This is a genomic window from Luteococcus struthionis (genome assembly GCF_048595755.1).
Classification (GTDB): Bacteria; Actinomycetota; Actinomycetes; order Propionibacteriales; family Propionibacteriaceae; genus Luteococcus.
Genome location: NZ_CP184360.1, coordinates 1,741,563 through 1,768,295 on the forward strand (window position 1 = coordinate 1,741,563; position 26,733 = coordinate 1,768,295).

At 68.6% G+C, this 26,733-nt stretch carries 23 protein-coding genes; 14 read left to right on the forward strand and 9 right to left on the reverse strand.

The annotated features are described in order from the left end of the window. The first annotated feature begins 239 nt into the window (after positions 1 to 239). The gene (locus tag ACOAMO_RS07930) at positions 240 to 443 is read left to right on the forward strand and encodes a hypothetical protein (protein ID WP_420174275.1); all 204 of its coding nucleotides are present in this window, start codon (positions 240 to 242) and stop codon (positions 441 to 443) included. 527 nt (positions 444 to 970) lie between these two features. On the opposite strand, the gene ACOAMO_RS07935 is transcribed toward ACOAMO_RS07930, so the two are convergent. Beyond that, positions 971 to 1,465: an HXXEE domain-containing protein gene (locus tag ACOAMO_RS07935; protein WP_420174276.1), complete on the reverse strand. Its 495-nt coding sequence runs from the start codon at positions 1,463 to 1,465 to the stop codon at positions 971 to 973. A 129-nt stretch (positions 1,466 to 1,594) separates the two neighbouring features. Between ACOAMO_RS07935 and ACOAMO_RS07940 the strand changes: the two genes are divergently transcribed. Further along, positions 1,595 to 2,992: a hemolysin family protein gene (locus ACOAMO_RS07940; protein WP_420174277.1), complete on the forward strand. Its 1,398-nt coding sequence runs from the start codon at positions 1,595 to 1,597 to the stop codon at positions 2,990 to 2,992. Beyond that, positions 2,989 to 3,993: a CNNM domain-containing protein gene (locus ACOAMO_RS07945; protein WP_420174278.1), complete on the forward strand. Its 1,005-nt coding sequence runs from the start codon at positions 2,989 to 2,991 to the stop codon at positions 3,991 to 3,993. Before ACOAMO_RS07940 ends, ACOAMO_RS07945 begins: the two co-directional genes overlap by 4 nt. Positions 3,994 to 4,139: 146 nt before the next feature. On the opposite strand, the gene ACOAMO_RS07950 is transcribed toward ACOAMO_RS07945, so the two are convergent. The 3 genes from ACOAMO_RS07950 to ric form a co-directional block, all read right to left on the reverse strand. Next, on the reverse strand, positions 4,140 to 4,730 hold the full coding sequence (locus ACOAMO_RS07950) for a DNA-3-methyladenine glycosylase I (RefSeq protein ID WP_420174279.1): 591 nt from the start codon (positions 4,728 to 4,730) through the stop codon (positions 4,140 to 4,142). A 71-nt stretch (positions 4,731 to 4,801) separates the two neighbouring features. Next, a complete protein-coding gene (locus ACOAMO_RS07955) occupies positions 4,802 to 6,097 on the reverse strand; it encodes a TIGR04053 family radical SAM/SPASM domain-containing protein (RefSeq protein ID WP_420174280.1) in 1,296 nt (431 codons plus the stop codon). 39 nt (positions 6,098 to 6,136) lie between these two features. After that, complete coding sequence (gene ric / locus ACOAMO_RS07960) at positions 6,137 to 6,847, reverse strand: iron-sulfur cluster repair di-iron protein (RefSeq protein ID WP_420174281.1); 711 nt, start codon at positions 6,845 to 6,847, stop codon at positions 6,137 to 6,139. Between the two features lie 134 nt (positions 6,848 to 6,981). Here ric and ACOAMO_RS07965 point away from each other — a divergent pair, with 134 nt between their 5' ends. Next, positions 6,982 to 8,226 carry an APC family permease gene (locus ACOAMO_RS07965; RefSeq protein WP_420174282.1) on the forward strand — a complete coding sequence of 415 codons (1,245 nt, stop codon included), beginning with the start codon at positions 6,982 to 6,984 and terminating at the stop codon, positions 8,224 to 8,226. Between the two features lie 100 nt (positions 8,227 to 8,326). Here ACOAMO_RS07965 and ACOAMO_RS07970 read toward each other — a convergent pair whose 3' ends face one another. The 3 genes from ACOAMO_RS07970 to ACOAMO_RS07980 all read right to left on the reverse strand — a co-directional run bounded on the left by ACOAMO_RS07970 (position 8,327) and on the right by ACOAMO_RS07980 (position 13,251). Next, complete coding sequence (locus tag ACOAMO_RS07970) at positions 8,327 to 9,802, reverse strand: uracil-xanthine permease family protein (RefSeq protein ID WP_420174283.1); 1,476 nt, start codon at positions 9,800 to 9,802, stop codon at positions 8,327 to 8,329. A gap of 84 nt (positions 9,803 to 9,886) precedes the next feature. Continuing rightward, on the reverse strand, positions 9,887 to 11,506 hold the full coding sequence (locus ACOAMO_RS07975; RefSeq protein WP_420174284.1) for a dolichyl-phosphate-mannose--protein mannosyltransferase: 1,620 nt from the start codon (positions 11,504 to 11,506) through the stop codon (positions 9,887 to 9,889). Positions 11,507 to 11,601: 95 nt separating this feature from the next. After that, positions 11,602 to 13,251 carry an Ig-like domain-containing protein gene (locus tag ACOAMO_RS07980; protein WP_420174285.1) on the reverse strand — a complete coding sequence of 550 codons (1,650 nt, stop codon included), beginning with the start codon at positions 13,249 to 13,251 and terminating at the stop codon, positions 11,602 to 11,604. 251 nt (positions 13,252 to 13,502) lie between these two features. Between ACOAMO_RS07980 and rsmI the strand changes: the two genes are divergently transcribed. The 9 genes from rsmI to ACOAMO_RS08025 all read left to right on the forward strand — a co-directional run bounded on the left by rsmI (position 13,503) and on the right by ACOAMO_RS08025 (position 22,428). Continuing rightward, the gene (rsmI, locus tag ACOAMO_RS07985) at positions 13,503 to 14,345 is read left to right on the forward strand and encodes a 16S rRNA (cytidine(1402)-2'-O)-methyltransferase (RefSeq protein WP_420176987.1); all 843 of its coding nucleotides are present in this window, start codon (positions 13,503 to 13,505) and stop codon (positions 14,343 to 14,345) included. Positions 14,346 to 14,470: 125 nt separating this feature from the next. Then, positions 14,471 to 15,349, forward strand: a complete 879-nt coding sequence (locus ACOAMO_RS07990; RefSeq protein ID WP_420174286.1) for a TatD family hydrolase — start codon at positions 14,471 to 14,473, stop codon at positions 15,347 to 15,349. Then, complete coding sequence (gene rsmA / locus ACOAMO_RS07995; protein WP_420174287.1) at positions 15,342 to 16,196, forward strand: 16S rRNA (adenine(1518)-N(6)/adenine(1519)-N(6))-dimethyltransferase RsmA; 855 nt, start codon at positions 15,342 to 15,344, stop codon at positions 16,194 to 16,196. Before ACOAMO_RS07990 ends, rsmA begins: the two co-directional genes overlap by 8 nt. Positions 16,197 to 16,262: 66 nt before the next feature. Then, positions 16,263 to 17,201, forward strand: a complete 939-nt coding sequence (locus ACOAMO_RS08000; protein ID WP_420176988.1) for a 4-(cytidine 5'-diphospho)-2-C-methyl-D-erythritol kinase — start codon at positions 16,263 to 16,265, stop codon at positions 17,199 to 17,201. A gap of 47 nt (positions 17,202 to 17,248) precedes the next feature. Continuing rightward, positions 17,249 to 17,782, forward strand: a complete 534-nt coding sequence (locus tag ACOAMO_RS08005; protein ID WP_420174288.1) for a MarR family winged helix-turn-helix transcriptional regulator — start codon at positions 17,249 to 17,251, stop codon at positions 17,780 to 17,782. A gap of 82 nt (positions 17,783 to 17,864) precedes the next feature. Further along, on the forward strand, positions 17,865 to 18,587 hold the full coding sequence (locus ACOAMO_RS08010; RefSeq protein WP_420174289.1) for a DedA family protein: 723 nt from the start codon (positions 17,865 to 17,867) through the stop codon (positions 18,585 to 18,587). Between the two features lie 90 nt (positions 18,588 to 18,677). Continuing rightward, positions 18,678 to 19,943, forward strand: a complete 1,266-nt coding sequence (gene purD / locus ACOAMO_RS08015; RefSeq protein WP_420176989.1) for a phosphoribosylamine--glycine ligase — start codon at positions 18,678 to 18,680, stop codon at positions 19,941 to 19,943. 1 nt (position 19,944) lies between these two features. Next, complete coding sequence (gene purB, locus ACOAMO_RS08020; RefSeq protein ID WP_420174290.1) at positions 19,945 to 21,378, forward strand: adenylosuccinate lyase; 1,434 nt, start codon at positions 19,945 to 19,947, stop codon at positions 21,376 to 21,378. A 186-nt stretch (positions 21,379 to 21,564) separates the two neighbouring features. Next, complete coding sequence (locus ACOAMO_RS08025) at positions 21,565 to 22,428, forward strand: carbohydrate kinase family protein (protein WP_420174291.1); 864 nt, start codon at positions 21,565 to 21,567, stop codon at positions 22,426 to 22,428. Positions 22,429 to 22,485: 57 nt separating this feature from the next. Here ACOAMO_RS08025 and ACOAMO_RS08030 read toward each other — a convergent pair whose 3' ends face one another. Further along, positions 22,486 to 23,679, reverse strand: a complete 1,194-nt coding sequence (locus ACOAMO_RS08030) for a pyridoxal phosphate-dependent aminotransferase (RefSeq protein ID WP_420174292.1) — start codon at positions 23,677 to 23,679, stop codon at positions 22,486 to 22,488. Positions 23,680 to 23,685: 6 nt separating this feature from the next. Continuing rightward, on the reverse strand, positions 23,686 to 25,470 hold the full coding sequence (locus ACOAMO_RS08035; RefSeq protein WP_420174293.1) for an alpha-amylase family glycosyl hydrolase: 1,785 nt from the start codon (positions 25,468 to 25,470) through the stop codon (positions 23,686 to 23,688). Positions 25,471 to 25,792: 322 nt separating this feature from the next. On the opposite strand from ACOAMO_RS08035, the gene ACOAMO_RS08040 reads away from it, so the two are divergent. Next, a complete protein-coding gene (locus tag ACOAMO_RS08040; protein ID WP_420174294.1) occupies positions 25,793 to 26,689 on the forward strand; it encodes a hypothetical protein in 897 nt (298 codons plus the stop codon). Positions 26,690 to 26,733 lie beyond the last annotated feature (44 nt).

Sequence of the window (26,733 nt, forward strand, 5' to 3'; positions counted from 1 at the left end):
GTCTTTCGGGACGGCCTACGGGCGCTCACCTACGTACTGCCTCCTCGACGGAGTAGCACGTGTGACGAGAGAGCCCGATCATATTCCGATCCATCTGGATGCTCAGCATCCACGCCCATGACTTCTTCCAGCACTACATGCCGAGCAACCGACTGCTCGCAGCTACGCGAACCCGGCGAGGGTTGAAGTGGGGTGTCCCGGCAATGCTAGTCGGTGTCCCGTGCCTTGCCATCGCCAACGTGTGCACGATCCTGATCGACCGTGGGGCGCCCGAGTGGCTGCACCTGGTCGTGCTGTGGGGCATCTGGAATGCCTTCAAGTTCGTTCTCAACGGTCCCATTAGCCTGTTCCGCCTAGTGCGAGCGATCATGCGCGACCAGATGATGGCCCAGGCGATGCGCCCGACGGACCGCGGGCGGGTTCCCATCAACTCACGCTGCTGAGCTGCACTTCGTGTCACGTCGGGGTGGTCGTCCACCCGGCCGGATCGACACTCCCTGACGCGCGATGGTTCGACGCACAGTCTGCCCAGCTGCACCAGCGTCCAACCAGCTTCGTACAGCCGGGCGGCTTCCTTGGCCTGCCCAGAGTCCAGGCCCGCGCGGCGAACGGGAACACCGCGGCGGGCGAGATGAGCTGCCGCGGTCAGACGGTGGATATGGAACTGCTTGGCGAGCCCGCGCAGGGTCGCGCCAGCCTCGTAGGCAGCGACCAGCTCGTCGACTTCAGTGTCGGTCAGAAGAGTTTGAGCCATCCCAAGTGAGCGAACAGACTGACCCCGGGAGTCCACAACGCAGGGTTCCGACGGCCGCTTCGATGTCCGGTAAACCCCTCGTGACCAGCGCGAACACACGGTACGGGCGGCGGAGCCAAAGTTGTCAAACTCTCTACGTAGGTCCACCAACAAGAAACCTCGCTGACCAGGAAGAACGTTTCCGGGCATGCGGGGTTCTTTCGATTTCTGACCCCGTCACCACCTCTTGCTTCGCACGCCGCTCTCGCTGCGGTCACGTCTGGCGGCCCAGGCCCCGAGTGCGTGCGCCATGGCCAGCCAGGCGCCGGTGACGGCCATCGCGCGCGGCAGGTGTGAGGTGCGGGGAACCCCAGTGCGTCGCAGTCGGGTGGTTGACCACCACCACTGGGGCAGGACGACGGTGGGCGCGGTGGCAACGCCCGTCGTGTAGCGGCGCAGGAGGACGCTGCCCGCAATATGACCAACCCCGTGGGCACCGAAGACGAGCTGGACGTCTTGGTAGAGCCAACCGCGTCCCCGGGTTCGGATCCCGTCGAGGGTGGCCGCGCCCAGCAGCACGCCCATCGTCGCGATCCCGACGTCGACGTGGGTCTGGGGCAGGCCCGTGGTGGGTGCCATCGTCAGCCATTCCTCGCCGTCATTGGCGAGGAAGGATCCCCACAGCGAGAGCGGAACCAGCCAGCGATCCCGGTTGTCGAACTCGGCCTGCATTGCTCCTCCACCGTCCAGAGATCAGGATCCCCATTGACCGTAGCGAAGCTTGCGCGGTGGCGGTGATTGAGTGGAAGGAAATCGTCGGCTTAACTGGATGCTTCCCGCACCTCTACCGTCACAAGGACCATGCCTCCCCTCATATCACTCCTGCTCGGAGTCCTGATCGTCCTGCTCATCACCGTGGCGACGGGCTACTTCGTCGCCCAGGAATTCGCCTTCATGGCGGTGGACCGGTCCCGACTGCAGTCACGCGCCCGCGCTGGTGACGATCGGGCCAGCCGAACCCTGGACATCACCCGCCGCACCTCCTTCATGCTGTCGGGGGCCCAGCTGGGCATCACCGTTACCGGCCTGCTGGTCGGCTACGTGGCCGAACCGATGATCGGTGGCGGACTTTCGCAGCTGCTGGGCGGCGTGGGGGTGCCGCGTGCCGTCTCGGTGGGCGTTGGCGCGGTGATCGCGATGACGGTCTCCACCGTCGTGCAGATGGTCTTCGGGGAACTCTTCCCCAAGAACTACGCGATCGCGCGCCCCGACCAGGTCTCCGACCGGCTCGCCGGATCCACCAAGCTCTACCTGACCATCTTCGGGCCCATGATCACCGTCTTCGACAAGGCGGCCGAGCTGCTGCTGCGCGCGGTCAAGATCGAACCGGTGCACGACGTGGAGCACGCCGCCAATGCCCGCGACATCCAGCACCTGGTGGAGGCCTCGCGCACGTCGGGAGACCTGCCGCCAGAACTGTCGCTGATGGTCGATCGCATTCTGGACTTTCCCGAGGAGAACGTCGACCACGCCATGATTCCCCGCGCCCAGACGGCAACCCTGCGCCCGGAGACGACGGTTGCCGAGGCACGCGAGGCGATGCGCACCGGGCACACCCGCTACCCGGTGATCGACGACGACAACGACATCCTGGGTGTCCTGGACCTGGTGGACCTGCTGGCCTGGCAGGGAGAACCCGAGACCTCGGTGCGTGAGCTGGTGCGTCCCGCCGTGGTGGTGCCCGAACTGATGAGCCTGCCCGACTGCCTGCGTGAACTCGACGAGGCAGGCCAGCAGCTGGCCTGCGTCATCGACGAGTACGGCGGCTTCACCGGCATCATCACCGTGGAGGACCTGGCCGAGGAGATCGTCGGCGAGCTGACCGACGAGCACGACCCCGACGAGCCCCACTATGTGCCGGTGCCCGACGACGGCATCTGGGTGATGGACGGAGACGTGCACACCGACGAGGTGGAACGCGCCCTGGGGATCGACCTGCCCGACGGTGACGCCGAGACCATCGGCGGCCTGGCCATCGCGCACCTGGGGTCACTGCCCGAGGACGGCGACGTGGTGCGCGTGCCGCTGCCCGACAACCTGGCCGAGGAGGGCCCGCGCACCCTGGACATCGAGGTGCTCGACCTGGAACGCCACGTCCCGGCGCGCGTCCGGCTCACCCTCAGCGGCGATCCGTCCACCTCCGGCGCCACCGCCGCGCCCCAGCCGAACACCACCGAGCATGAGGAGGAGATCCGATGAACGGGCTCACCGTGACGCTGATCACCATCGCCATCATCGTGCTCAGCGCCTTCTTCGTGGCGGTGGAGTTCAGTCTGATCAACACCAAGCGGCACCGCCTGGAGGATGCAGCCGCCACCTCGGCCTCCGCGCGGGCCGCGCTGCGTTCGTCGTCCGAGCTGACCCTGCTGCTGGCCGGATCACAGCTGGGCATCACCATCTGCACCCTCGCCCTGGGCGCCATCACCAAGCCCGCCGTTCACCACGCGCTGGTGGGACCGATGGCGGCCCTGGGCCTGCCCAGCGCGATGGCCGACGTGATTGCCTTCGTGCTGGCGCTGGTGATCGTCACCTTCCTGCACCTGGTGGTGGGGGAGATGGCGCCCAAGTCGTGGGCCATCGCCCACCCCGAGAAGTCGGCGGTGATGCTGGCGGTGCCCATGCGCGGCTTCCTGTGGCTCACCCGACCGCTGTTGCGGGCCCTGAACAACATGGCCAACTGGTGCGTGCGACGAGCCGGGGTGGAGCCGGTGGACGAGATGGACGAGGTGCAGGACCGCGACGGGCTGCGCTCGCTGGTGGCGCACTCCACCGACGTCGGAACCCTGGAGGAGTCCTACGGAGACTCGATCACCTATGCCCTGGACATGGGCACCCTCACCATGGGTTCGCTGATCGAGGGCCGCAAGAACACCCCCACCCAGGTGTCCTCGGGGGCCACCGTCGCCGAGGTACAGGCCGCCACGCTGGCCGCAGGCCACATGCGCGTGCTGCTCACCGAGGGGGAGCAGGTCACCGGCGTGGTCCACGTGCGCGACACGCTCGGTGAGCCGAACGATCGCCCGGTGGCAGACCTGGCGAACAGCCCCTATGTGGTGGACCGTCGCAAGCCCCTCCACCTGGCCTTCCACGAGATGCGTGAGAACGGCACCCAGCTGGCCGTGGTCACCGACAACGGTGCCTTCGCCGGAGTGGTGACGCTGGCCGACATCCTGCCGCGGCTCTTCCCCCGCGCCGCCTGAGGCCTCGACAGGCTCGGCCACCGTTCTCGGTCCCCGAGCGCAGATTTCCGGTCCCCGAGCTTGTCGAGGGGTTCTCGTTCCCCGAGTGCACATTCCCGGTCCCCGAGCCTGTCGAGGGGTTCTCGTTCCCCGAGCCTGTCGAGGGATCAGCTCCAGATGCCGGAGCTTCCTCGTCGCCAGGACCCCACCAGGTGGGTATCGACGATGCCCACCGCCTCCATCAGCGCGAACATCGTCGTCGGGCCGACGTGCGCAAAACCGGCCTGCTTCAAGGCCTTGGACAGGGCCACCGATTCCGGTGACTGCGTGGGAACCTCGCTGGCCGTCCGTGGGGCCGGAGTCTGGCTCGGTTGGAAGGCCCAGATGAACTCGGCCAACCCGCCATGGTCACGCAGCGCGACGGTGGCCCGGGCATTGGTGATCGTGGCGTCGATCTTGCGGCGGTTGCGCACGATCCCGGCATCGGCCAGCAGGCGCTCCCGGTCCGCCTCGCCGAAGGCGGCCACGGCGTCGGGATCGAAGTTGGCGAAGGCCTCCCGGAAGTTCTCCCGCTTGCGCAGGATCGTCACCCAGCTCAAGCCCGACTGGAAGGCCTCCAGGCTCAACCGCTCGAACAGGCCACGCTCGTCGCGCACCGGCATGCCCCACTCGGTGTCGTAATAGGAGCGCAACAGCTCGTCCTGCGAGGCCCACAGCGGCCTGGCCCGTCCGTCGTCGCCGATGACCAGATCACCCATGGCTCCATGGTGGCAGGCCGTCATGCAGGCGTGGCTGCCGGGGCCACGGCGCCCTGCCCAGTGGTGTTTGCTCAGTGATCCGCCGCGGCGCGGACGTTGGTGGCTGCCGGTGCCGTGCTGGCTGCCGCCTCGAGGTCGAGGGGGATGGGACGACTGCGGGCCCCGGTGATCGGGTCGTCGCCGTCGTGCTCGGCGAGCCAGCGCGGTGGAACGTAGGCGCAGGTGGGATCGGAGGCCAACAGGTCTCCCGTCACGGCGTAGGCATGCGACCGAGACCCACCACAGACCTGGTTGAAGGGGCACACCCCGCACTTGCCGTGGAAGGCGTCGGGGCGTCGCAGCGAGAGCATCACCGGCGAATTGCGGTAGATCCCGCGGAAGGATTCGGACTTCACGTTGCCGCAATGGTGGGGCAGGAATCCCGAGGGGTACACGTCGCCCACATGGTCGATGAAGACGAAGCCACGCCCGGAATTGGTGGCCAGTGGCGGCCGCGGGCGCCGATTCTCCAAGTCTGCGGGGGTCACCAACTCCAGCGTGCGGGCCATCAGCTGGTCATAGAGCGCGCCGTGGGGTGGGGCGTCGTCGGTGTCGCGCTGCATCGCCACCCGCCGGTAGGCCTGTGCCTCGGTGGTCTTGATCGCGATGTAACCGCTGACGTCGTGGGCCCACTGCAGCACGTCCTCGTTCTCCTGCGCATCCAGCGCCTGCAGGGCCTGGCCGCGTCCGGTGGGCACCAGGAAGAACAGCGACCACAGGTGGGCACCCATCTGTTTGACCTGCACCATCAGGTCTGGCAGTTCGGTGACGGTGCGGCGGGTGATCGTGGAGTTGATCTGCAGCCGGAATCCGGCCTCGTTCACCACCCGTGCGGCCGCCAGGGTGGCGTCATAGGTGCCGGAGAAGCCGCGGAAGGCATCGTGCAGTTCGGCGTGGGCGGCATCCAGTGACAAGGAGATCGCCTTGCCGCCCGCCGCACGCAGGCTCGCCAGCCGCTGGGCGGTGAAGTTCGCGGTGACCGAGGGTGACAAGGCCATCGACAGGCCCAGTCGGTTGCCGTGAGCCACCAATTCCTCCAGGTCGGTGCGTTCGAAGGGGTCTCCGCCGGTGAGGATCACGATGGGGGTCGGCTTGCCGAACTGGGCGATGTCGTCCAAGAGGGCCTTGCCCTGGCCGACGGTGAGCTGGTCGGGGTGGAAGCGTTGCTGGGCATCGGCCCGGCAGTGCGCGCAGGCCAGCTGGCAGGCCCGAGTCACCTCCCAGATCACGATGAAGGGTCGGTCGTCGGGGTCGTGGCGCAGCTCCCTGACCGGGGATCGTCGGGTTCCGGTGCGGGGTGTCACGGCCGCGGAGGAGGAGTGGTTCATGGGTTTCCTGCCAGCTGGAGGTGGTGGGTGGTGTGCCGGTCAGGCCTGCTGGGCGTTGATCCGCTGCTCCATCCGCAGCACCTGCGGGAAGAGCACGTTGTTCTCCTTGTGGATGTGCAGGTGCAGGTCTCGTTCCATCTCGTCCAGGCCCGTGAGCATGGCCCGGTAGGAATTGCAGGCGCCCTCGGGCGGGGTGAAGCCGTCGGTGAGCTCGCGCATCTCCTTGAACAGGTCACCGGCGACGTCGTGCTCACTCATCATCTGGCGAATGGGATTCGCCAGGCTGCCAAAGGGGAAGGCGACCGGTGCCTGCGCCTTCTCGAGCTTGCTGATGGCCGGGAAGAGCACCCGCTCCTCCTTGGTGAGGTGTGGCTCCAGATCGGCGACGGCCGCGGTGTAAGCCTCGCGGACCCGTGCCAGCTCGGGATGCTTCTCGCCGTGCACCTGGAAGACCTTGTCCACCAGAGCCTGCAGCCGGGGCATCTCCTGCCACAGATAGGCGTGGTGGGTGTCGACGATGTCGTGGGCCAAGGCGGCATTGGCCAGTGGTTGGGCAGGCTGGTCGGCCGGGGCCTCGGGCAGGTCCAGCTCGTGGGCCAGGCGGTCGGCGTCGAGTCCGGCCGTCTCTGCGGCCTGGGCCAGGCTGCGCTGTCCGTTGCAGCAGTAGTCCAGACCGTACTGCTCCAGGATGCGGGCCCGGCGCATGTCCTGCGCGACGAGGTCTCCGAGGGTGGTGCTGGTGGCGATCATGACTCTCCTGGTCTGTGTCACGGCGGGGTGGGAGGGGTTCCTCCACACCGATCACTATACAAGGAATAAACCGTGTAAATAGGGCGGGGTGGTCGTTCATCCTCCCGTTGCCCGAAAGCCCTAGCCTGCCGCGCATGACCAGTGCCGCACCCGCCCTTGCCCGTCGCCTCGGCCTCACCGACGCCGTCACGATCGGCCTGGGCTCCATGCTCGGTGCGGGGGTCTTCGCCGCCTTCGTGCCGGCCGCCCGCGCCGCTGGCGAATGGCTGCTGGTCAGTCTGGCCATCGCCGCGGTGGTCGCCTTCTGCAATGCGACCAGCTCGGCCCAGCTGGCGGCCCGCTATCCGACCAGTGGCGGTACCTACTTCTACGGGCGCGAGGAGCTCGGTGAATGGCCGGGCTTCCTGGCCGGCTGGTGCTTCGTGATCGGCAAGACCGCTTCGTGTGCCGCGATGGCACTCACCGCCGCCCACTACCTGGTGCCGCAGGCCTGGCAACGCCCCGCCGCCGCGCTGCTGGTCTGGGCGCTGGCGGCCGCCAACCTGCGAGGCATCACCCGCACCGCCAAGCTCACCCGTCTGCTGGCGGGGATCGTCATCGTGGTGCTGGCGCTGGTGGTCGTGATCGGTTGGGCCTCCGATGCCCCCACAACCCCGGCAGAACCCCTGCACGCCGACGCCTTCGGTGTGCTGCAGGGGGCCGGGCTGCTCTTCTTCGCCTTCGCCGGTTACGCCCGCATCGCGACGATGGGTGAGGAGGTCACCGAGCCCGAGCGCACCATTCCCCGCGCCATCGTGCTGGCACTGGGCATTGCACTGCTCATCTACCTGGCCGTCGCGCTCACCCTGTTGCACGTGCTGGGTGCCGGGGCCCTGGCCAGCAGCAACGCACCCCTGGCCGCCGTCGTGCAGACGGTGGGGGCCTCCTGGGCGAGCCCGGCGGTCCGTTTCGGGGCCGGAGCTGCCGCGCTGGGGGCCCTGCTGAACCTGATGACCGGCATCGGCCGCACCTCCTTGGCGATGGCTCGCGGGGGCGACCTGCCCCGAGCCCTGGCCACGATCGAGCCGAAGCACCAGGTGCCACGCACCGCCGAGCTGACGCTGGCAGTGGTGGTCACCGTCCTGGTGCTCACCACCGACCTGCGTGGGGCGATCGGCTTCTCGAGCTTCGGGGTCTTGCTCTACTACTTCGTCGCCAATACCGCTGCCTGGCACCAGAGCGAGGGGCGTCGCTATCCGCGAGCCCTGCAGGGATTGGGCATGGTGCTGTGCCTGGTGCTGGTGGCCACCCTGCCCTGGCGCTCGATCGCGGTGGGCCTGGCGGTGCTCGCGGTCGGAATCCTCGTGCGGCTGGCCCTCACCCGGCGCGCGAATACCTGACGACCCGTACGCAAACAGAGAGATGGCGGCCCTTCATTGCCACTATGGCAATGAAGGGCCGCCAGCTCTCTAGTTGCAGCAGTACCCGGCCGGGAGGTGCTCAGTCGAGCGGGCGAACCTTCTTGGTGGGGTCGTACTTCTCGTAGGGCTCGTCCTGTTCGCCCTCGACGGTGTAGATGCCCGGGGTGTCCACCATGATGTTGGCGCCGCCGGCGGCATCGGAGAGGTACTTGGGGGCGATGGCCCTGGAGGCGTGCCACAGGATGACCGTGGCCAGGGTGCCCAGCGCGATGCCGCCCAGGGTGAAGTTCTCGGTGACGTGCAGAGACACGTCGCCCACGCCGATGATGATGCCCGCGGCGACCGGGACCAGGTTCACCGGATTGCCGAAGTCGACGTGGTTCTCCTTCCAGATCTTGGCGCCCAACAGGCCGATCATGCCGTAGAGCACCACGCAGATGCCGCCCAGCACGCCTCCCGGGGTCGCGGAGATGACCGCACCGAACTTGGGGGAGAAGCCGAAGCCGATCGCCACCAGCGCCGCCACCACATAGGCGGCGGTGGAGTAGACGCGGGTCGCGGCCATGACGCCGATGTTCTCGGCATAGGTGGTGGTGGGCCCCGCGCCAGCACCGGTGGCGATCATCGAGGTGACGCCGTCGGCCATGATCGCCCGGCCCATCGAGCCGTCCAGGTTCTTGTCGGTCATCTCTGCCACGGCCTTGACGTGCCCGGTGTTCTCGGCGATCAGCGCGATCACCACGGGCAGCGCCACCAAGATGTAGGCCAGGTGGAACTGGGGCAGGTGGAAGCCCAGCACATTGTTGGCGCCGCCATGGGTCCAGGTGGCCAGGTCGGTCATGGGAGGCAGGCCGAACCAGTCGGCCTCGTGCACCTTGCTCCAGTCGACGCGGTAGGCCTGCACCGGCTCACCGTCGACGACTCGGGTGACCGGACCGAAGGCCTGGTCGAAGACGGCGCTGAGCAGGTAGCCGAAGATCAACGAGAGGAAGATCGCGATGCGGCCCAGGAAGCCGCGCAGGCCCACTGACAGGAAGACCACCACCAGCATCACGATGAAGGCGGTCCACTGGTCTTGCGGCCAGTAGGTCTTGGCGACCACCGGGGCCAGGTTGAACCCGATCAGCATCACCACGGCGCCGGTCACCACCGGTGGCAGCACCCGGTGCACCATCCTCGCGCCGGCGATGTGGATCACCACGCCCACCAGGAAGAGCGCCAGGCCCACGGTGAGCAGCGCACCCGAGACGTGGGCCGGGTTGCCGCCCATGGTGTAGATGGCGGTGGCCACGCCGACGAAGCTGGCCGAACTGCCCAGGTAGCTGGGCACCTGGTTCTTGGTGAGGAAGAGGAAGAGCAGGGTGGCGATGCCGCTCATCATCACCGCGAGCTGCGGGTTGAGCCCCATCAGCAGGGGGAAGACGAAGGTGGCGCCGAACATGGCCACCACGTGCTGCGCCCCCAGCCCGATGGTCTTGCCCCAGCTGAGGCGTTCGTCGGGTGCGACGACGGCACCGGGTTGCAGTTGGCCGTTGCCGTGCAGCTTCCAGATCACGCGAATCTCCTGTTCCGGACGCACTCGCGTCCGCCTCATTCTAGGGAGGCGGATGGGGCGCGGCGACGCTGCCGGCAGATCCGGTCAGATCCAGCTCTTGAACCACATCCGTGCCAGCCACTGCTTCCGGGTGAGCAGGGCGTCGGTGAGGATCGGGTAGATGAAGGCGAAGTTGGCCGCCACCAGTGCGACGGCGCCCCCGGCCAGCCACGCGCCGCGACGCCGGTTCGGCCCGTCGGCCGGCCCGATCAGTCGACCCAACCACATGGCCAGGATGATCACGGTGAACGGGATGATGCAGATGGCGTAGAAGAAGAACAGCGGGCGGTCGGCGTAGCGGAACCAGGGCAGGTAGGTGCTGGCCATCGCCAGGATGGGCAGCCCGAAGCGCCAGTCGCGGCCGGCGATCCACACCACCAGGCCGGCCACCAGGGCGATGGCGGCCATCCACCACAGGATCGGGGTGCCGGCGCCGGAGATGACGCGCAGGCAGGTGTCATTGACGGCCTGGCAGCCGTCGACGCCGGGCTTGATGTCGTTGACCGCGTCGATGCCGATCGGGCGCTGCATCAGCAACCAGCCCCAGGGATTGGCCTCGTAGGTGTGGGTGGCGGTCATCATGCCTTCACCGGTGTGGAAGTTGTACATGTCCACGTGGTACTGCCACAGGGAGGCCAGGGGAGCCCCGAAGAGCTTCACCGTCCAGTGGTCGGGGTGCTCGGCTCCCCAGCCACGGCCCCAACCGCCATGCGTGGTCAACCAGCCGGTCCAGGTGGCCAGGTAGACGGGGACCGCCGCCACCACCAGGTAGACGAAGGCGGGCAGCCCGTCACGCAGCAGTGAGGTCCAGGCGCGCGGCCCCGCGCCGGCCAGACGTCGCGCATTCCAGTCCCAGACCACCGACAGGATGCCCATGGTGGCCAGCACGAAGATCGAATTCCACTTCACGGCACAGGCCAGCCCGAACATCACCCCGGCCAGCAGCCGCCACGGACGCCACAGCAGCAGCGGTCCGAAACTGCCGCCCAGGTCTTGGCGGTTGGTGCGTACCAGGTGGTCGGCGAGCCGGTGCCGGAACCAGTCCCGGTCGGCCGCGACGCAGGCCACGGCCGAGACGATGAACAAGGCCTGGAAGATATCGAGCAGGCCGATGCGGCTCATGGTGAAGGCCAGGCCGTCCAAGCTGAGCAGGACGCCGGCGATGCCGCCCACCAGGGTGGAGCGTGACAGCCGTCGGGCCAGCCGAATGGTGACCATCACCAACAGGGTGCCGGCCACCAGCGAGCTGAACCGCCACCCGAAGGAGTTCATGCCGAACAGGTACTCACCGACGGCGATGAGCCACTTGCCCAGCGGGGGATGCACGACGAAGGAGGCATCGGCATTCCATCCGTCGGTCAGGCCCTGGGCGATGGCGTCGTTGATCTTGGTCTTGGTGCCGGGATGCACGTCCGGCCAGGTGCCCTCGTAGCCCAAGTGGAGCATGGTCCAGGCTTCCTTGGGGTAGTAGGTCTCGTCGAAGACCAGGTTCTTGGGGCGTGCCAGGTCCACCCAGCGCAGCACGAAGGCGAAGACGGTGATTGCCAAGGTGACGAGCCAGCTGATCGCCCGATCGCTGCCGGGGCCGTCGTAGAGCTTCTCGACGACGCTGGGGCGCGTGGCGATGGTGGTGTGGCTGTGGCTGGCTTCGGTCACGGGGCACATCCTAGGTGGCGGGTGGGACAAAGCACCGGACCCGACCGCGCGTGCGATCGGGTCCGGCAGTGCTGTCTGGCAGCCGCGGCTGCGCCCCAGGGGTGTCAGAAGTGCCTGCGACGTGCCGTCAGGGTGGCGCCGATGAAGCCCAGTGCCAGCAGGCTCATGCTGGTGGTCGAGACGTCAACCTGGTCGGCATTGCCAGTCTTGGGCAGCGCGCCGGGGCGGTGCATCTGGTCGTCGCCCGAAGGCGCCGGCCGCTCGGGAGCCGGGGTGGTCTCGGGAGCGGGGCTGGTCTCGGGAACAGGACTGGTCTCGGGAACAGGGGTGCCTTCCGGGGCCGGGGTCCGGGTCGGTTCCGGCGTGGGCTCCGGGGTCGGCTCGGGTGTGGGTTCCGGCGTGGGCTCAGGAGTCGGTTCGGGCGTCGGTTCCGGGGTCGGTTCCGGGGTCGGCTCGGGCGTCGGTTCCGGCGTGGGTTCCGGGGTCGGCTCGGGCGTGGGTTCCGGGGTCGGTTCCGGAGTGGGAGTCACGGGGACACGGCCGTCGGCGTCGCCGCCACCTTCCCAGGTGTTCACCGTGGCATTCGAATCGCTGGTGGTGCCGAGCGTGGTGACGGTGCCCTTGTCGGTCCACTCCTGGATCTGCTCATCGGTCACCTGTACCGGGAACAGGATGCGAGCCGCGGTGCCCTTGGGCAGCGTGATGGTGCCGGCCAGGGAGTCCTGGTCGCACTCGGTCACCTCGGCGCGTGAATCGAAGGTGGAGTTCACCGGCTCGCCCCAGACGTCCACCTCGCTCCAGGTCTGCACGGTGGGTGTTACCGGGCATGCAAAGGACTGACCGGCGCTGGTCAGCTCGTCGGCCCAGCTGTACTGCTGGTTCTCGGTGGTGGCGGTGGGCAGCTGCAGGGTGATCACCAGGTGTCCCTCGGAGTTGTACCAACCCCACTTGTTCAGCCTGCTGGGCATCACATTGCAGTCGGGGCACTCGACCACCTGGATCGGGGTGCGGCTGGTCTTGCCGTTGACGTCCCAGACGAACTCCTTGGTCTCGCCAGGCGTGACGGTGCTCTCGACGGAGGCCTTGAGCCAGCCCGAGAGGGTGACGTCGGTGTGCGACTCGACGAAGTCGCTCAGCGTCACGACGATGCGGCCGTCGGCGACGGTCATAATGGCTGCCTTCACGCCGCTGGGCGTGTTCAGGTTGAAGCTGGCACCGTCCGGCACCGACAGACCTTCCGGGATGGCGAAGCTCAACTGGTCGCCGGCGCAGTGGCCGTCGGAGATGCTCCCGGAGAAGCGGAAGCTCACCTGCTCCCAGGCGTTGACCTCGCCGTCGGTCTCCACCGTCACCGTCATCGGGTCGGTGACCGGCGCCGCGGTGCAGCTGGCGTCGGCGGCCGCCTTGACCTTGGCCTGGGAGGTGGCCGTCGGGGCCGGTGATTCGCTGGCCGGGGCCGCCGGCGCGGGCGACGTGACGGGTTCGGAGGTTGCCACGGGCGCCGGAGTGGACGGGGTGGCCTCGAGGTTGGAAGCATCACCCGTCGTGCCGGTGGGAGTGCTCTGCTCGGTGGCAACCGGCGCGGCGGGAGCGCTGGTCTCGTCGGGCGTGGCGGTGGGAGTGCTGGCGACTGCCGGAGTGCTCGCTGCGGTTGGATCGGCGACTGCGTCGTCGGCGAAGGCCGGGGTCAGGACTGCGGCGGTGCTGGCCAGACCGAGGACTGCTGCAACAGCGAGACCCGAACGGGTGCGCATTGTTGAATGCATGAATTTCCCCCGAAATTCCGTGTCATGACATCCCCCCGGATGCCGCGCTTCCCCCCGGAAGCATGTTCCGGAGCCTAGGCAGCACAGGGGTTCTGGTGTGGGGAAGGGGTGTGCGCAGGGGTCCTTCTTGGGCAACTCTTCAGCCAATGTGTGACCGTGGTCACTGCCGTGGCGTCGGTCACAATGGAGTGGTGAGCGAGCAGACATCCGCACAAGACCATGCGCCCCTGGCCCGGCAGCTGGCACCCGACGCCGATGGCAGGGGACGTGTGGTGCTGGCCGCCACCCCGATCGGCTCCAGCGTCGACGCCTCGGACAACCTCAAGGCGGTCCTGGCTGATGCCGAGGTGATCGCCGCGGAGGACACCCGTCGCTTCCACACCCTGCTGCGTCGGCTCGGCATTACCACCGGTGCGCGCGTGGTGAGCTACTTCGAGGGCAACGAGGCCAGCCGCACCGACGAACTGCTCGCCGACCTGCGGGAGGGGCGCAATGTGGTGGTGGCCACCGACGCCGGCATGCCCTCGGTCAGTGACCCGGGCTACCGGTTGGTGCGCGCCGCGCTGGAGGCCGGCCACGAGGTGACCTGCGTGCCCGGGCCGAGCGCGGTCCTCACCGCCCTGGCCGTCTCTGGCCTTCCCGTGGACCGCTTCTGTTTCGAGGGCTTCCTGCCCCGCAGCGGGGGCCCGCGCCGACGCCGCCTCGAGGAACTGTCCGCCGAACCGCGCACCATGGTCTTCTTCGAGGCGCCCCATCGACTGGCCGACTTCCTCACCGACTGCGCCGCAGCCCTGGGGCAGGAGCGTCCGGCCGCGGTCTGTCGCGAACTCACCAAACCCTACGAAGAGGTGGTCAGGGGAGGGCTGGCAGAGCTGGCCGGCTGGGCGCAGGACCATGCCAGGGGCGAGATCTGCGTCGTCGTGCAGGGCGCACCAGAGCGTGATTCGGCCGAGGACGCCCTGGCCCTGGTGCAGCGGCGCATCGCCGAGGGGGAGAAGCTCTCGGCGGCGGTGGCCGAGGTGGCCAAGCTCACCGGAGCCAACAAGAAGCAGCTCTACCAGGCGGCGCTCGACGCACGCTGAGTGGGCTGGTCACCCGTACTGGTCAGACTTGTGCACAGGCATTGCAACGCAAGTCTGACCAAGACCTGTGAGCAATCATCGTGGCGCTTCGACAGCCACCGTCGCAGTCCGAGAGAATGGCACCCATGGACATCCCCGCACGGCTCGCAGAGCTGAAACTGCCACCGCTCCCGGAGCCGCTGCCCAGCCCCACCATCGACTCGCACACGCACCTGGACTCCACCCGCGAGTACTCCGGGCTGTCGGTCGAGGTGAACCTTGCCGCCGCGGCGGCCGTCGGAGTCGATCGTGTGGTGGAGGTGGGGTGTGACGTCGCCTCTTCGCGCACCGCCGTGGAGCTCGCCACCCGCTACCCGCAGGTGGTGGCCGCCGTCGCGATGCACCCCAATGACGCCGCCCGCAGCACGACGCTGGACGAGGACATCGCCGCCATCGACGAGCTGGCCGCCGACCCGCAGGTGCGCGCCATCGGCGAGACGGGCCTGGACCACTACCGCACCACCGACGCCGAGGCCCAGGCGGTGCAGGAGAAGAGCTTCGTCGCGCACATCGAGATGGCGCGACGCCACGAGAAGACCCTGGTCATCCACCACCGCGAGGCCCATCAGGACCTGCTGCGGGTGCTGGGGACGCAGGAGCTGCCCGAACGCACCGTGATGCACTGTTTCAGCGGCGATGCCGACTTCGCCCGCGCCTGCCTGGCCCATGACGGGCAGGGGCGCGGCCTGTGGTTGAGCTTCCCCGGTGTCGTCACCTACAAGAACGCCCAGTACCTGTCCGAGGCCTTGAAGGTCACTCCGCGTGAACGGATCCTGGTGGAGACCGACGCGCCCTACCTGACCCCGGTGCCGGCACGCGGCAAGGCCAATGCGCCCTACCTGGTGCCGCACACGCTGCGCTTCATGGCCGACGTGCTGGGCATGGAACTGGACGAGCTGTGCCGCCAGGTGCGCAACAACACCGTCGAGGCCTTCGGCGGCAGCTGGGGAGACGACGATGCCTGAGACCGGTCTGTTGGATCCGCGCTCGGTACGCGCCCTGGCCGCCGAGCTCGACCTGAAGCCCACCAAGCAGCGCGGGCAGAACTTCGTGATCGATCCCAACACGGTGCGACGCATCGTGCAGCTGTCCGGTATCGGCGCCGACGACGTGGTGCTGGAGGTGGGGCCGGGGCTGGGCTCCCTGACCCTTGGGCTGCTGGAGACCGGTGCGGCCGTCACCGCCATCGAGATCGACGAGAAGCTGGCGCCGAGGCTGGCGCGCACCGTCGCGGAGCGGATGCCGGAGGCCGACGGCCGCATGTCGGTGGTGCACTCCGACGCGCTGCTGGTCAACGAGCTCGACGGTGATCCCGTGACCGCCCTGGTGGCGAACCTGCCCTACAACGTCTCGGTTCCGGTGCTGCTGCACCTGCTGCAGCGCTTCGATTCCTGGCGCACCGGGCTGGTGATGGTGCAGCTGGAGGTGTGTGATCGCCTGGTGGCCAAGCCCGGCAGCAAGATCTACGGCGTTCCCAGCGTCAAGATGGCCTGGTATGCCGAGGCGACGCGGGTGGGCACGGTGCCGCCGAAGGTCTTCTGGCCGGTGCCCAATGTGGATTCCGGGCTGGTGCGCATCATCCGTCGCGACCCGCCCCAGACCACCGCCACCCGGGAGCAGGTCTTTGCCGTGGTGGATGCCGCCTTCGCGCAGCGCCGCAAGATGCTGCGCGCCGCCTTGGCCGGCATGTGCGGTTCGTCGGCCGCGGCCAGCGAGGTCCTGGTGGCGGCCGACGTCGACCCGCAGGCCCGTGGCGAGGTGCTGACCATCGAGGACTTCGCCCGGATCGCGGAGCTGCTGGCCCAGCGCTGACCCCACGCGGTGGCGTCGGACGTGTGGTGGACACCCGCTTTGGGCTAGGTTCGCGTCGTGGAAGCGATGCACAACAAGCAGGCTGGCGACCCCAACCAGATGGTTCGGGTTCGGGTCCCCGCCAAGGTGAACCTGGCCCTGTGCGTGGGGCCGCTGCAACCCGACGGATTCCATCCGCTGGGAACGGTCTTCCACGCGCTGAACCTCTTCGACGAGGTGGTGGCGGTTCCCGGCGCGGCCGGTGAGGTCTCGCTGACCATGGCGGACGACGGCCTGGACGAGGTGCCGCTGGACCACACCAACCTGGCCTGCCGGGCCGCCGCCTTGCTGGCCGAGCGCCATGGGCACCCCGGGCTGGGGGTGCGGCTCCACCTGAAGAAGTCCATCCCGGTGGCGGGCGGCATGGCCGGGGGATCTGCCGACGCGGCGGGCGCCCTGCTGGCCTGTTCGATCCTGTGGGACCTGGACACCACTCCCGACGACCTGCACGCCCTGGCCTCGCAGCTGGGCTCCGATGTTCCCTTCCCGTTGTTGGGTGGCAATGCCATCGGCACGGGCCGCGGTGACCAGCTGGTGCCGATGATCAGCCGCGGGCAGTACCACTGGGTGCTGGCCTTCGCCGACGAGGGCCTCTCGACCCCTGCGGTCTTCCGGCGCTTCGACGAGCTCGTGGCTCAGTCCGGCGAACCCACCAGCACCGAGATCCCCCCGCAGATCGCCGCCGCCCTGGCGCAGGGTGATGCCGCCGCGCTCGGCAAGGCGCTGTGCAATGACCTGCAGGACGCCGCGATCAGCCTGCGTCCCGAGCTGGGGGAGACCCTGGCGGCGGGGATGGCTGCCGGCGCCCTGGGCAGCGTGGTGTCGGGGTCGGGCCCCACCTGCGCCTTCCTGGCCAGCGACGAGGCGGCCGCGATGGATCTGGCGGCGGCCCTGGCCAAGGTCCCCACGGTGCGGGCGACGCGACGGGCCTCGGGTCCGGTGCCGGGAGCCAGCGTGATCGTCTGAGTCGACTGGTGGCGCCGGGGTGGCCCGCGATCTGGTTTCATATCTCCATGACCGAACCTCATCTGGACGAGACCAGCAGGGCGAGCGTCTCACCGGGTGACGAGGTGGACGAGCTGCTCAACGCGTGGCGGCGGGAACGCCCCGACCTGCCCGTCGAGCCGATGCAGATCTGGTCACGGATCCTGCGCCTGGCGCTGCACCTGGACGAGGCACGTCGCGCCGCGCATGCCTCGCACCGGCTCGAGGGCTGGGAATTCGACGTGCTGGCCGCGCTGCGCAAGGACGGTGCTCCCTACACGATGAGCCCCGGTCAGCTGCTGAAGCAGACCCACGTGACGTCCGGCACCATGACCAACCGGGTGGACCGGCTGGTGGCGCGAGGCTTCGTGCGCCGCCAGGCAGACCCCAACGACGGGCGCTCGGTGCGCGTGGTGCTCACCGCGCAGGGCAAGCAGGCCGTGGACGCGGCCCTGGAGTCCTTGTTGGCGGCAGAGGAGCAGCTGCTCAGCGGCCTGGACGAGCAGCAGCGCACCAGCCTGGCGGCCGCGCTGCGTCAGCTCCTGGTGGCGCAGCAGGCCTGAGGACGTGCCCTGGTTCACAGCTGCCTCTTGGCTGTGATGGTTACCGTGATGGTTCACGACAATTCACCAGGAACGGATTGCCATGCACCTCACCCTCGCCCAGCTGCCCATTCTCCAGACCGGCATCGTCGGTACTGTCATGGGGTGGTTGGAACAGCTGATGGTGATCATCGGCGCTCCTGGCGCGGCCCTTGCCGTCTTCCTTGAGAATGTCTTTCCCCCCATCCCCAGTGAAGTGATCCTGCCGCTGGCCGGCTTTGCCGCAGCCAATGGGCATTTCAGCATCGCCGCGGCCGTGATCTGGACCACCATCGGTTCGGTCGCCGGCGCGTGGCTGCTCTACTGGGTGGGGCAGGCCCTTGGCGTCGAGCGTCTGAAGGCGATTGCGCGTCGCCTCCCGCTGACCGATCCCGAGGACATCGACACCGCCATGGGCTGGTTCGACCGGCACGGCGGCAAGGCCGTCTTCTTTGGCCGCATGATCCCCGGGGTCCGTTCGCTGATCTCCATCCCCGCTGGCCTGCACCGGATGCAGGCCGTCAGCTTCACCCTCTACTCGACGCTCGGCAGCCTGATCTGGAATGCCCTGCTGATCTACGCCGGTTACGCGCTGGGCGCCAACTGGGCCCGTGTGGAGGGCTGGGTGGCCAGCGTGCAGGACGTCGTGATGGTCCTGGTGCTGGGTGCCGCCGCGGTCTTCGTCGTGAAGCGGGTGCGTCGGCGCCGCGCCGAACGCCAGGCCGAGGCCGACCAGCAGCACGACGAGGTCCCAGCCGAGCAGGAACGAGAACTCGTCAACGCGTGACGAGCCAGCCGCCGCGGATGGCATTTCGCCGGTGTGCACGACCACCGCGTGGAACGTGACTCCCGCTAGGCTCGGGGGGTGACCGAACCCCTGATTGCACTCGTCGTCGGCTCGGGCGGCCGCGAGCACGCGCTCGCCCTGGCCCTGAGCAAGGATCCCGCCGTCTCCCAGGTGCACGTCGCACCCGGAAATCCCGGCACCGACAGCTTTGCCACCAACCACCCGGTCGACCAGAACGACGGTGCGGCCGTCGCCGCCCTGGCCACCGAGCTGGGCGCCAACCTGGTGGTCGTGGGCCCCGAGGCCCCGCTGGTGGCCGGCGTCGCCGACGCGGTGCGTGAGGCCGGGATCGCCTGTTTCGGCCCCAGCAAGCAGGCCGCCCAGCTGGAGGGTTCCAAGGCCTTCGCCAAGCAGGTGATGGCCGACGCCGGGGTGCCGACCGCCGCCTCCCGCGTCTGCACCACCCAGGCCGAGATCGAGGCCGCACTGGATGAGTTCGGGGCCACATATGTCGTGAAGGACGACGGGCTGGCCGCCGGCAAGGGCGTCGTGGTCACCGACGATCGCGCCGAGGCCCTCGCCCACGCACTGCAGTGCGAGCGCGTCGTCATCGAGGAATTCCTCGACGGCCCCGAGGTGAGCCTGTTCGCCATCTGCGACGGCACCACCAGCCGCCCGATGCAGCCCGCCCAGGACTTCAAGCGCGTCGCCGACGACGACCAGGGCCCCAATACCGGCGGCATGGGCGCCTACACCCCCCTGCCCTGGGCACCGGACGACATCGTCGAGCAGGTCGACGAGCTGGTCATCAAGCCAACGCTGGCCGAGATGGAGCGTCGCGGCACCCCCTTCACCGGCCTGCTGTACGCCGGCCTGGCCATGACCAGCAGGGGCATCCGCGTGGTGGAGTTCAACGCTCGCTTCGGAGACCCGGAGACCCAGGCGCTGTTGGCCAGGCTCGACACCCCGCTGGGCCAGCTGCTGTATGCCGCCGCCACCGGCACCCTCGCCGAGACCGACGCCCTGCAGTGGGGCAGCGGCGCCGCCGTCGTCGTCGTGATGGCCGCCGACGGCTACCCGGGAACGCCGGCCAAGGGCGGACGCATCGTGCTCGCCCCGGACACCGAGAGTGCCCACACCATCCACGCCGGCACCGCCCGGGATGCCGACGGCAACCTGGTGGCCAGTGGTGGCCGCGTGCTGGGCGTCGTCGGCACCGGCGCCAGCCTGGCCGAGGCCCGCGAGACCGCCTATGCCCAGGTGGCCGCCACCGACTTCGAGTCCGGCTTCAACCGCACCGACATCGGTGCGAAGGCAGCTGCGAACCAGATCACCTACACCGCACCGGAGAACTGACATGAGCGTCCCCAATGTCCTGGCCAACCGTTACGCCTCGCCCGCCATGCGCGCGATCTGGAGCCCCGAGGCCAAGATCGTCATGGAGCGCAAGCTGTGGATCGCCGTGCTGGAGGCCCAGCGTGATCTGGGCGTCGACTTCGGCGGCGACGATCCGCAGGCCGTGATCGACGCCTACCGAGCGCACCTCGACGAGGTCGACCTCGCCTCCATCGATGCCCGTGAGCGCGTCACCAAGCATGACGTCAAGGCTCGCATCGAGGAATTCAACGCCTTGGCCGGCTTCGAGCACATCCACAAGGGGATGACCAGCCGCGACCTGACCGAGAACGTCGAGCAGCACCAGGTGCTCGCCTCGCTGCAGCTGGTGCGCGAGCGCATCATCACCGCGCTGGCGATGACCGCAGACCTGGCCGTGCAGTACACCGAGCAGCCCGTCACCGGCCGCAGCCACAATGTCGCCGCCCAGGTCACCACCCTGGGCAAGCGTTTCGCCTCGGCCGCCGACGAGATGCTCATCGCGTACTCGCGCGTCGACGAACTCATCAAGCGCTACCCGGGCCGCGGCATCAAGGGCCCGATGGGCACCGCGCAGGACATGCTTGACCTCCTCGACGGGGACACCGCCAAGCTGGCCGAGCTGGAGCAGCGCGTGACGCAGAGCCTGGGTTTCGCCTCGGTGCTGGACTCGGTGGGCCAGGTCTACCCACGCAGCCTCGACTTCGACGCCGTCAGCGCGCTGTACCAGACCTCCGCCGGCCCGAGCAGCCTGTGCACCACGCTGCGTCTGATGGCGGGCAACGAGCTGGTCACCGAGGGTTTCAAGCCCGGCCAGGTCGGTTCGTCGGCCATGCCGCACAAGATGAATGCCCGCTCCTGCGAGCGCGTCAACGGCTTCAACGTGATCCTGCGCGGCTACGTCGCCATGACCGAGGGGCTGTCCGGCGTGCAGTGGAATGAGGGCGACGTCAGTTGCTCGGTGGTGCGCCGCGTCGCGCTGCCGGATGCCTTCTTCGCCCTCGACGGCATGTTCGAGACCTTCCTGACCATCCTGGCCGATTTCGGCGCCTTCCCCGCGGTGATCGAGGCGGAGCTGGAGCGCTACCTGCCCTTCCTCACCACGACGAAGGTGCTGATGGCCGCGGTGCGCAAGGGCGTCGGCCGTGAGGACGCGCACGAGGTGATCAAGACCAATGCCGTCGCCGTCGCCCTTGAGATGCGCGAGCAGGGTCTGCGCACCAATGACCTGTTCGACCGCCTGGCAGGGGAGAGCGCGCTGGGTCTGAGCCGCGACGAGCTGCAGGCGCTGGTCAGCCAGCCCCTGGAACTCACCGGTGACGCCGGCAGCCAGGTGACTCGCGTCGCTGCCCGCGTCGCGGAGCTGGCCGAGGCCAACCCGCAGGCCGCCGCCTACCGCCCCGGCTCGGTGCTCTGACCCAGCCCCGGTGCCCGAGCCTGTCGAGGGCTTCTTGCCCGGGCACTGTCCCAACCACGGTGCCCGAGCCTGTCGAGGGCTTCTTGCAGTCCCCTCGACAAGCTCGGGGAACGGTGGCCGGAGCGCGGCTACCCTCGACAATCACGCTCTGACGTGGGAATCTGTGGTCAAAACGAGGAGCCAACGATGACCAGGTCCCATGCCGTCTTCCTGGGCCTCACCACGCTGGACGTGGTGCAGCGCGTCGAGTCCAGACCGCCATGGGGCGTGAAGTCGGTGGTCGAGTCCACCCAGCTGTCGGCGGGTGGCCCGGCCGCGAATGCCGCCGTTACCGCGGCCGCCCTGCTGGGGCGCAGCACCCTCATCACCGGGCTGGGGGCGACCACGGCCGCGCACACCGTGCGCGCCGATCTGGAGGAGCACGGCGTCACCGTCGTCGAGCTGGCCAGCCCCGATTTCCAGCTGCCCGTCAGCACCTGCATCGTCGAACCCGACGGCACCCGCACCGTCTTCTCCACCAGCGCCCTGCGCTCCCGACACCAGCTGAATGACGAGGCCCGGGCCGTGCTGGCCAGCGCCGACGCGCTGATGGTGGACGGCCACCATCCGGTGGCGGCGGGTATGGCGCTGGGGTTGATGGCCGATTCTCCGTGCCTGACGGTGCTCGACGCTGGCAGCGTGAAACCGGCGGCGGAGAGCTGGTTGAGTTGGCTTGACGTCGTGGCCGGATCGGCCGACTATGCCGCAGGGCTGGGCACGGATCTGGAGGGGGCGGTGCAGCACGTCCTCGACGCGGGAGCCACCACGGCGGTGATGACCGACGGTGCGGGCGCAGCCCTGTGGGCGGGCCCCACCGAGCGTGGCACCGTGACGCCGCCGCAGGTGGATGCCGTGGACACCCTTGGGGCCGGCGACGCCTTCCACGGGGCCCTGACCGCCGCGCTGCTGCTCAACGGGGGAGACCTGGCCCGGGCCGTCGCTGAAGCCTGCCGGGTGGCAAGCATCCGCGTGCAGCACGCCGGTGCCCGAGGCTGGCTCACCCGGCTCTGAGGCCTCGACAGGCTCGGCCGCCGTGGTGGGGCCTCGACGGGCTCGGCCACCGTTTCGTCAGCGAGCGGCCAACCAGTCCTTGGTGCGGCGCAGGGCCTCGGCCACCTGCTGGGGGCCGGGCGCCAGGCTGAGGCGGACGGTCTGCCCGCCGTTGACCCGGTCGAAGTCCCAACCGGGGGTGAGCGCGACGCCGGCCTCCTCCAACAAGGCCGCACACCACGCCCTGGAGTCCTCTCCCTCGCACAGGCTCGACGAGATGTCGGCGTAGACGTAGAAGGCCCCGTCGGCCGGTGCCAACCGCCAGCCCAGCTCGTGCGCGGTCTCCAGGACCATCAGACGTGCCTGGTCATAGCTGGCATTCGCGGCCCGGGCCTCGACGTGGACGTCGTCACCGAAGGCAGCCAGCGCCGCCAGCTGGGCGGGCACCGGGGCGCACAGCGCCAGATTTCCGCTCAACGCGTCGATGGTGGCGGTCAGATCGGCCGGCATCAGCAGCCAGCCCAACCGCCAACCGGTCATGCCCCAGTACTTGCTGAAGGAGGAGACCACCAGCGCGTCGCGACCGTGGCGCCAGGCGCATTCCCCGACGCTGCCGGTGGCGCTGATGCCGTGGTAGATCTCGTCGGAGACCAGCCGGACCCCATGGCGCCGGCACCACGCGACCAGCTCGGCCATCTGCGTGGCCTCCAGCATGGTTCCGGTGGGATTGGCGGGGGAGGCCACCACCAGCCCTGCCAGCGGAGCCTCATGCTGGGCCTGGTCGAGCAGGTCGGTGGCGAGCTGGAAATCGTCGGTGCCGGTGACGTCGATCTCCACCACGTCCAGCCCCAGGCTGCGCAGGATGTTGGCATAGGCGGGGTAGCCCGGCCGGGCCAGGGCGACGCGGTCACCCGCGTCGAAGGCCGCCAGGAAGGCCAGCAGGAAGGCACCGGAACTACCGGTGGTGACCGCAACCTGCCCGGGGCCGACGTCCAACTGGTACCAGTCGCGGTAGTGCCCGCAGATCGCCTCCCGCAGCGCCGGCAGACCCAACGCGGCGGAGTAACCGGTCGAGACGCCAGAGCTCATCGCCTCGGCCATTGCCTGGCGCACGGCGGCCGGTGCCCCCGTTCCGGGCTCACCGACGCACAGGTTCACCACGTCGCGGCCCTGGGCGCGCAGTTGCTCGACGCGCGCGACGATCTCCATCACCTCGAAGGCAGGCACCTGCCCCCGGCCGGAGGGGTGCAGGTGCCCGACCTCCTCGGTCATCCCAGATCAGCCCTTCCAGCTGTAGACCAGCATGGAGTAGGGGGCCAGGTTCACCACGCCGGAGTAGGGCATGCCGTCGATGCCCTGCCCCTCGGCGCCCATGTCGAAGGCGTCGGCGGAACCGAAGGTGTGGGAGTAGGCCTTCGAGTCGGAGTTGAACTTCAGCTCCCAGTGCCCACCGGCGGGCAGGCCGATGCGGTAGTTGCCACGCACCTCGTCGGTGGCATTGATGACCACCACCACGTCGTCGTCGGTGCCGTGCTCGCGCCAGCGATGCCAGGCCATCACCTTGGAGTCCTCGTTGCAGTGGAAGACGTTCAGGCCCGGGCCGCGCAGGCCCTCGGTGTCGTCGCTCCAGTTGCGACGCAGCTGCATCAGGTCTGCGTGCATCTGCACGATCCCCTGGTGGTTCTCGTTGAGGTTCCAGTCCAACGGAACCTCGTCGGTGAAGTAGCCACCCTGCAGGAATTCCTGGCCCTGGAAGACCATCGGGATGCCCGGGCTGGTCAGGGCGATCATGGTGCCCAGCGTGGCCCGCTTGGTGGCATACCAGCCCTGCTGGTCCACCGGGTTCACGTCGCTGACGGCCCGCTGCTTGCCATTGGCAACCTCGTCGTGGCTCTCGGTGAAGATGACGCGACGGAAGGCCTCGCCGTCGTAGTTGTGCTCGATGGCCGCCTTGACCGGGGCCAGGGCGCGGTCGTTGTCGTCGAAGGCGCGGATGAAGGCGCGCAGCGGATGCACGAACTCGGCATCCCACTGGGCGTGGAAGGCGGCCTGCTCGTAGCCCTCGCCCACCATGTCGTCGTGGCCGTGCATGTCCTCGGCGATCAGGATCTTGCCGGGGTACTTGTCGCGCACCTCACGGTTGACCTCGCCCATCAGCTCGAAGCCCTCGGGGATGTCATTGGTGAAGGCATCCTTGGAGCGGATGTAGGCGGTCATGTCCCAGCGCAGGCCGTCGGCGTGGTAGTCCTCCAGCCACATCATGGCGTTGTCGCGGATGAAGCGACGCACCTCGGGGCGGCCGTAGTCGGGGCGGGAGTCACCCCACGGGGTCTGCGAGCGCCAGTCGTTGTAGAAGTAGATGCCGCCCTTGTCGTTCTCGCTCCAGCCGTCGAACTGCCACAGGTCCAGGTCACTGGGGCCGAAGTGGTTGTAGACGACGTCGATGATGACGGCCAGGCCGTTCTTGTGGCACTCACGAATGAAGTTCTTCAGGCCGTCGGGGCCACCGTAGGCGCTCTCGACGGCGAACAGGTGGGCCGGGTTGTAGCCCCACGAGCGGTCGCCCGCGAACTCCATCACCGGCATCAGCTGGACGGCGTTGACGCCCAGCTTCTTGAAGTGGTCCAGCTTGGCCAGCACCGAGTCGAAGTTGCCGACGGCATCGGGAGAGGTGTTGAAGGAGCCGGTGTGCAGCTCGTAGATGACCAGTTCGTTGTGCGTCGGGCAGGCGAAGGAGTCGCCCTGCCAGTCGAAGGCGTCATGGTCGTAGATGATGCCGTTGCCGATGGAGTTGGTCACCTGGTGGGCGTAGGGATCCACCTTGTCCAGCTTCATGTCGCCATTGGTCAGGTGGTACTTGTACTGCTGTCCCACCGTGGCGCCCTCGACGTCGCCGTACCAGTAGCCGTTGCCTTCGTTCTCCAGGGGGTTGGCGTTGATGTCCCACTCGTTGAAGTCACCCATGACACTCACCGAGGAGGCATTGGGGGCCCACACTCGGAAGGCCACCCCCGTCTCGTGAGGCATGGAGCCCATTCCGTCCTTGCGGGGCTGCTGCGTCATGTTCCACCTTCCGTAAGGGCCAGACGGCCACAGTCAACCCCCAACCTAGCGGCTGGGGGAGTCGGTTGGCCGACAGTCGACGGCGCGCCGAGCATCGACAGTTAATTCTTAATCTCGAGGGGTGATCCTCCGGGTCCCCCTTGTGAGCCTCGCATGTGACATATTCGTAGACGTCCACTCCCCCGATGGACACAGCGTCATGGCCCGAGTGGAAGCCGACAGGCTGCCCCGAGATCACTCGAGCCATGACGCACTTTTTTCTCCTCCCGGGGGTTCGGGGGCAGCCATTCGGCGGGACCGGACCAGAGCCACGGGAGAGAGCATGCAGGACGAGCAGGCGGGCGAGTACTTCGCAGCCAGGCTCAACGAAGCGATCAAGGCCCGTGGGCTGAGCCTGGAACGCATCCGTCACCGGTTGGCCGATCTCGACGTCAAGGTGAGCGTCGCCACCCTGAGCTACTGGCAGAACGGCCGTTCGCAGCCCACCCGATCGCATTCCGGACGCACCCTGGCCGCGCTCGAGGAGGTCCTCGAGCTGCCCTCGGGCGCGCTCACCTCGTTGGCGCCGGTCAGCCAGACCCGTCGTCGCAGCGGCAACGGCCCCGATCCGCTGCGCCTGCCCAGCACCGTCGAGGAGGCGCTCGAGGAGACGGGGATGACCCCCAAGAACCTGCGAAAGGTGAGCACCCACGTCACCGTGATGGTGGCCCCCGACCGCACGCAGAGCTCCGAGGTGGTGCGCAGCGTGGTGCAGTGCCTCAAGGCCGGTACGGCGAGTTTCCCCGTGCTGGCCGAGCACGACGAGAACCAGCTGGGCTCCGAGCACGAACTGCAGGAGGTGCACGCCCTGTCGAACTGTTCGGTGGGACGGCGTTTCGTGCTGCAGAACGAAGACCTGAGCCTGACCGAGATGCTGCTGCCGCGCCCGCTGCGGCAGGGCGAGCTGGTGATGCTGGAGTACATGACGACGCTGGCGCCCGGCCCCGAGCCGATCGACCGCTTCGGGGTGGCCGTCTCGCGTCTGGGCGAACTGGTGCTGGAGGTGCAGTTCCCGCGCGACGACCTGCCGCGTCGCGTGGTGGGCTACACCCGAGGGGTCGACGAGGACCTGGGCTTCGAGACCCCCGGCGCCGTGGAACTGCCCATCTCGATGGGGCTGGTGCAGCTGGTGGAGCTGGAGGCCCCCGCCGGGATCCACATGCTGCGTTGGGAGTGGTGACCCACCGGGCTGGGAGTGGTGACCCGCGGGGTGGCCTGATCCAC

What these genes read in the sequence shown, in the direction of transcription:
- ACOAMO_RS07955 (WP_420174280.1), bottom strand. Translation starts at nt 6,097, where the DNA reads ATGAACCACTCCTCCTCCGCGGCCGTGACACCCCGCACCGGAACCCGA.
- ACOAMO_RS08025 (WP_420174291.1), top strand. Translation starts at nt 21,565, where the DNA reads ATGACCAGGTCCCATGCCGTCTTCCTGGGCCTCACCACGCTGGACGTG.
- ACOAMO_RS08005 (WP_420174288.1), top strand. Translation starts at nt 17,249, where the DNA reads ATGACCGAACCTCATCTGGACGAGACCAGCAGGGCGAGCGTCTCACCG.
- rsmA (WP_420174287.1), top strand. Translation starts at nt 15,342, where the DNA reads ATGCCTGAGACCGGTCTGTTGGATCCGCGCTCGGTACGCGCCCTGGCC.
- ACOAMO_RS07965 (WP_420174282.1), top strand. Translation starts at nt 6,982, where the DNA reads ATGACCAGTGCCGCACCCGCCCTTGCCCGTCGCCTCGGCCTCACCGAC.
- ACOAMO_RS07975 (WP_420174284.1), bottom strand. Translation starts at nt 11,506, where the DNA reads ATGTGCCCCGTGACCGAAGCCAGCCACAGCCACACCACCATCGCCACG.
- purB (WP_420174290.1), top strand. Translation starts at nt 19,945, where the DNA reads ATGAGCGTCCCCAATGTCCTGGCCAACCGTTACGCCTCGCCCGCCATG.
- ACOAMO_RS07950 (WP_420174279.1), bottom strand. Translation starts at nt 4,730, where the DNA reads ATGGGTGATCTGGTCATCGGCGACGACGGACGGGCCAGGCCGCTGTGG.
- ACOAMO_RS07980 (WP_420174285.1), bottom strand. Translation starts at nt 13,251, where the DNA reads ATGCGCACCCGTTCGGGTCTCGCTGTTGCAGCAGTCCTCGGTCTGGCC.
- ACOAMO_RS07990 (WP_420174286.1), top strand. Translation starts at nt 14,471, where the DNA reads ATGGACATCCCCGCACGGCTCGCAGAGCTGAAACTGCCACCGCTCCCG.
- ACOAMO_RS08000 (WP_420176988.1), top strand. Translation starts at nt 16,263, where the DNA reads ATGCACAACAAGCAGGCTGGCGACCCCAACCAGATGGTTCGGGTTCGG.
- ACOAMO_RS07940 (WP_420174277.1), top strand. Translation starts at nt 1,595, where the DNA reads ATGCCTCCCCTCATATCACTCCTGCTCGGAGTCCTGATCGTCCTGCTC.
- ACOAMO_RS08040 (WP_420174294.1), top strand. Translation starts at nt 25,793, where the DNA reads ATGCAGGACGAGCAGGCGGGCGAGTACTTCGCAGCCAGGCTCAACGAA.
- ACOAMO_RS08030 (WP_420174292.1), bottom strand. Translation starts at nt 23,679, where the DNA reads ATGACCGAGGAGGTCGGGCACCTGCACCCCTCCGGCCGGGGGCAGGTG.
- ACOAMO_RS08010 (WP_420174289.1), top strand. Translation starts at nt 17,865, where the DNA reads ATGCACCTCACCCTCGCCCAGCTGCCCATTCTCCAGACCGGCATCGTC.
- ric (WP_420174281.1), bottom strand. Translation starts at nt 6,847, where the DNA reads ATGATCGCCACCAGCACCACCCTCGGAGACCTCGTCGCGCAGGACATG.
- ACOAMO_RS08035 (WP_420174293.1), bottom strand. Translation starts at nt 25,470, where the DNA reads ATGACGCAGCAGCCCCGCAAGGACGGAATGGGCTCCATGCCTCACGAG.
- ACOAMO_RS07945 (WP_420174278.1), top strand. Translation starts at nt 2,989, where the DNA reads ATGAACGGGCTCACCGTGACGCTGATCACCATCGCCATCATCGTGCTC.
- ACOAMO_RS07935 (WP_420174276.1), bottom strand. Translation starts at nt 1,465, where the DNA reads ATGCAGGCCGAGTTCGACAACCGGGATCGCTGGCTGGTTCCGCTCTCG.